The following is a 3,016-nucleotide window of genomic DNA, read 5'->3' as shown; positions in this document are numbered from 1 at the left end:
ACGTGAACACTGTGCATCAATCTCGGGCGGCTTGTCGATGCATTTCGACCGGTCCACGCAGGTCAGAGTCCTAGATAGAGCCTCCTAACGGGATTGAACCGTTGACCGCTCGCTTACAAGGCGAGTGCTCTACCGCTGAGCTAAGGAGGCGTTGTTGCGAAGCCATCATATCCGCCCAGGAGACGCTCAGTGACAACAGGTACCTTGTGCGTGGATCACCCCAGCTACAAGAGACGGTCATGACCTTCCTGCAAGACTTGACGGCGTCGCTCAGCCGTCTTACCGGCGAGCGTCGCGCCACCATCGATACGCCGACGGCAGCGCCGTCACCCCTCAAGCCGATCGACCTCAGTGATGATGCGGTCGTGGCGGAGGTGCTCGACCTCGCGGTGCGGGTCGGCGAGGTTCTGCTGGCGTCAGGTACGGCGGCGATGGATACCACTGCTCAAATTCAGTACATCGCCGCGACCTACGGCTTGGCTCGGTGCGACGTCGACGTCACGTACAACTCGATCACCATCAGTGCGCATCGTGGGCCGACGCGACCGCCGTCGACGACGATGCGCATCGTGCATTACCGGTCGATGGACTACGCCCGGCTCGCGGCGGTCGACCGCTTGATTCGCAGCGTCCGTACACAGGTGATTCCGCCGGACGCGGCCCTCGAGAAACTCGAGAACATCACGCAGGCTCCGCACCCGTACAACCGGTGGACGGCGACGTTCGCGTGGGCAGGCATGGCTGCGTCCATCGGCGTGCTGCTCGGCGGCGGTCTGCTCGTAGCCGTCGTGAGCTTCCTGACCACGATGGTCATCGACCGAATCGGCCGCATCCTGAACCGCGCAGGCTTGCCGTTCTTCTTCCAGCAGGTGGTGGGCGGCTTCGTCGCGGCCACCCCCGCGATTACGCTGTACAACTTTCAGGAACAACTGGGTGTGACGATTTCGCCGTCGCTCGTCATCGCGGCGGGGGTGACGGTGCTGCTGTCGGGCCTTTCGCTCGTCGGCTCGGTACAGGACGCCATCACGGGCGCGCCGATCACCGCGTCGGCCAGGTTCTTCGAAGTGTTGATGATGACGGGCGGCATCATCGCCGGAGTGGCCACGTCGCTCAAGCTGGCGTCGATCATCGGTAGCGACCTCCCGTTGATCATGAACACCCCGCCCCCGGACATCACCGAGGTGCCCACCAAAGTGTTGGCAGGCGCCATGGCGTCGCTGTTCTACGCCCTCGCCTGCTACGCGGAGAAGCGTGCGCTGACGGCCGGGTTCCTCGGCGGCTTCGCGGGCGCCCTGGTGTATCTGATGGTGCAGACGCTCGACACCGGCCCGATCATCGCATCGGCGTTTGCTGCGACGGTCGTCGGTTTCGCGGGTGGTCTGATGGCACGTCGCGCCTTGATTCCGCCGCTCATCGTCGCCGTGGCCGGCATCACGCCGCTGCTTCCGGGCCTGTCGCTCTACCGCGGTCTCTACGCGATCATCAACGACCAACTGCTGCTGGGCATCAGCTCGCTGTTCGCGGCGTTCGGCATCGGTGTCGGTCTTGCCGCAGGTGTGACCCTCGGTGAATGGGGAGCTCGTACGCTGCGCCGCCCGCGAATCCTGGCCCGCACCGAGGAACTCCTCCGTCCGACGCTGCGCAGACGAGAAGAACCGCGCCGCCCGACGATTCGTCGGCGACGCGGTTCGGTAGATCTGAAGAAGAAGAGAGCCTGACTCAGGCCTCGGAGCTTCCCTCGGCGGACGCACGTGCAGCCGCGTCGGCTTCCATGGCCTCACGGAGGCTGCGCGGACGCATGTCCGTCCAGTTCTTCTCTACATACTCCAGGCATGCAGCGCGGCTGTCTTCACCGAAGACAACACGCCAACCCTGCGGAACGTCGGAGAACGTCGGCCACAGCGAGTGCTGGTCCTCGTCGTTGACCAGCACGAAGAAGCGTCCGTCTTCGTCATCGAATGGATTGGTACTCATCTCGCCTCACTCGTCGCATACGTAAATGTGTATCGGCAGTCTTCGTGGTGAAGTGCCCCCCGACCCTAGCAACGCACAGTATCTCACCGGGGAGGCACGTTCGGAGAAGGTCAGCTGCGCAGACCGTCAATTCCGAAGAAAGTCCAGCACGGCCTGGTTGACTGCCTCGGGACGTTCCAGGTAACCGTAGTGGCCAACATCGGTAATCTCGACGTACTGGGCGTCGGGGATGTATTTCGCCAGCTCGGCACTGAGGTAGGCGGGAATCATCCGGTCGTGCTCGAAACCCACGGCCAGGCACGGAACCGCGATCTCGCCGTATGCGGTGCCTCGGTCGAAGTTCTCGTCCATACCCAGCTGCGCACGCACGCCGGGCGTCGTAGGCGCGACGGAGAACTCGAACAGGTCGAGCCAGTCGCGCGCGGTCCGGGGGTCGGCGAGCGTCGTCGGCGACAGGTTCATCACCGCGGTCACCGCGGCGGCGTACTGCGGAGGGAGCTCGGTCTTGGCGTCGACCAGGGCGCGCTCGCCCGCGCCGAGAGTCTTCTGGAACTCGTCGAGCCTGGCGTGTCCGGCGAGGAACACCGCCTTGCGCACCAGGTCGGGCCTGGCGAAAGCCAATTCTTGGGCGACACGCGCACCCATCGACGTACCGACCACGAACGCTTTCTCGTCACCTTCACGAACCTGCTCGACGAGTGCCGCCGTATCGGCGACCAAGTCGTCGATCGTCATACCCTGAGCGCTCTCCGACGACGGTGCGATGCCGCGGTTGTCGAAGTAACAGACGCGGTAGCCGGCGCCGACCAGCGCCGGAACCTGATGCAGCTCCCACACTCGGCCCGGGCTACCCGTGCCCATGATGAGAACTACCAGCTCGCCGCTGCCCTTGACCTGGTAGTTCAGCGATATTCCGTTCACATTCGCGATCGGCATGCAGTTCCTTTTCTCTCGCTCGTGCTCGCAAAGAGCTTACGGCTGCCTGGTCCGAGCGGCTCGACCGGCGGGTTTCCTCGCCTCCGTTACTGGGTAGTAACCACGA

Annotated in this window: 3 protein-coding genes and 1 tRNA gene; 1 reads left to right on the top strand and 3 read right to left on the bottom strand. The window is 64.1% G+C overall.

Going from position 1 to position 3,016, the window contains the following annotated elements:
- Nucleotides 1–78: 78 nt before the first annotated feature.
- Nucleotides 79–150: transfer RNA gene (locus WBQ44_RS01260), tRNA-Thr, on the bottom strand.
- 89 nt (nt 151–239) lie between these two features.
- On the opposite strand from WBQ44_RS01260, the gene WBQ44_RS01255 reads away from it, so the two are divergent.
- Entirely contained in the window at nt 240–1,718 is a 1,479-nt protein-coding gene (locus tag WBQ44_RS01255) for a threonine/serine exporter family protein (RefSeq protein WP_495564923.1), read from the top strand.
- A 1-nt stretch (nt 1,719) separates the two neighbouring features.
- On the opposite strand, the gene WBQ44_RS01250 is transcribed toward WBQ44_RS01255, so the two are convergent.
- Nucleotides 1,720–1,974 (bottom strand): MbtH family protein, encoded by a 255-nt coding sequence (locus WBQ44_RS01250; RefSeq protein ID WP_495564922.1) that lies wholly within the window; start codon nt 1,972–1,974, stop codon nt 1,720–1,722.
- A gap of 126 nt (nt 1,975–2,100) precedes the next feature.
- The gene (locus WBQ44_RS01245) at nt 2,101–2,910 is read right to left on the bottom strand and encodes an alpha/beta fold hydrolase (RefSeq protein WP_495564921.1); all 810 of its coding nucleotides are present in this window, start codon (nt 2,908–2,910) and stop codon (nt 2,101–2,103) included.
- Between the last annotated feature and the right edge of the window lie 106 nt (nt 2,911–3,016).

It is taken from the genome of Rhodococcus sp. (in: high G+C Gram-positive bacteria) (genome assembly GCF_049591685.1).
GTDB lineage: Bacteria > Actinomycetota > Actinomycetes > Mycobacteriales > Mycobacteriaceae > Rhodococcoides.
This window is presented reverse-complemented; position numbering and strand designations above follow the sequence as displayed.

What these genes read in the sequence shown, in the direction of transcription:
- WBQ44_RS01255 (WP_495564923.1), top strand. Translation starts at nt 240, where the DNA reads ATGACCTTCCTGCAAGACTTGACGGCGTCGCTCAGCCGTCTTACCGGC.
- WBQ44_RS01250 (WP_495564922.1), bottom strand. Translation starts at nt 1,974, where the DNA reads ATGAGTACCAATCCATTCGATGACGAAGACGGACGCTTCTTCGTGCTG.
- WBQ44_RS01245 (WP_495564921.1), bottom strand. Translation starts at nt 2,910, where the DNA reads ATGCCGATCGCGAATGTGAACGGAATATCGCTGAACTACCAGGTCAAG.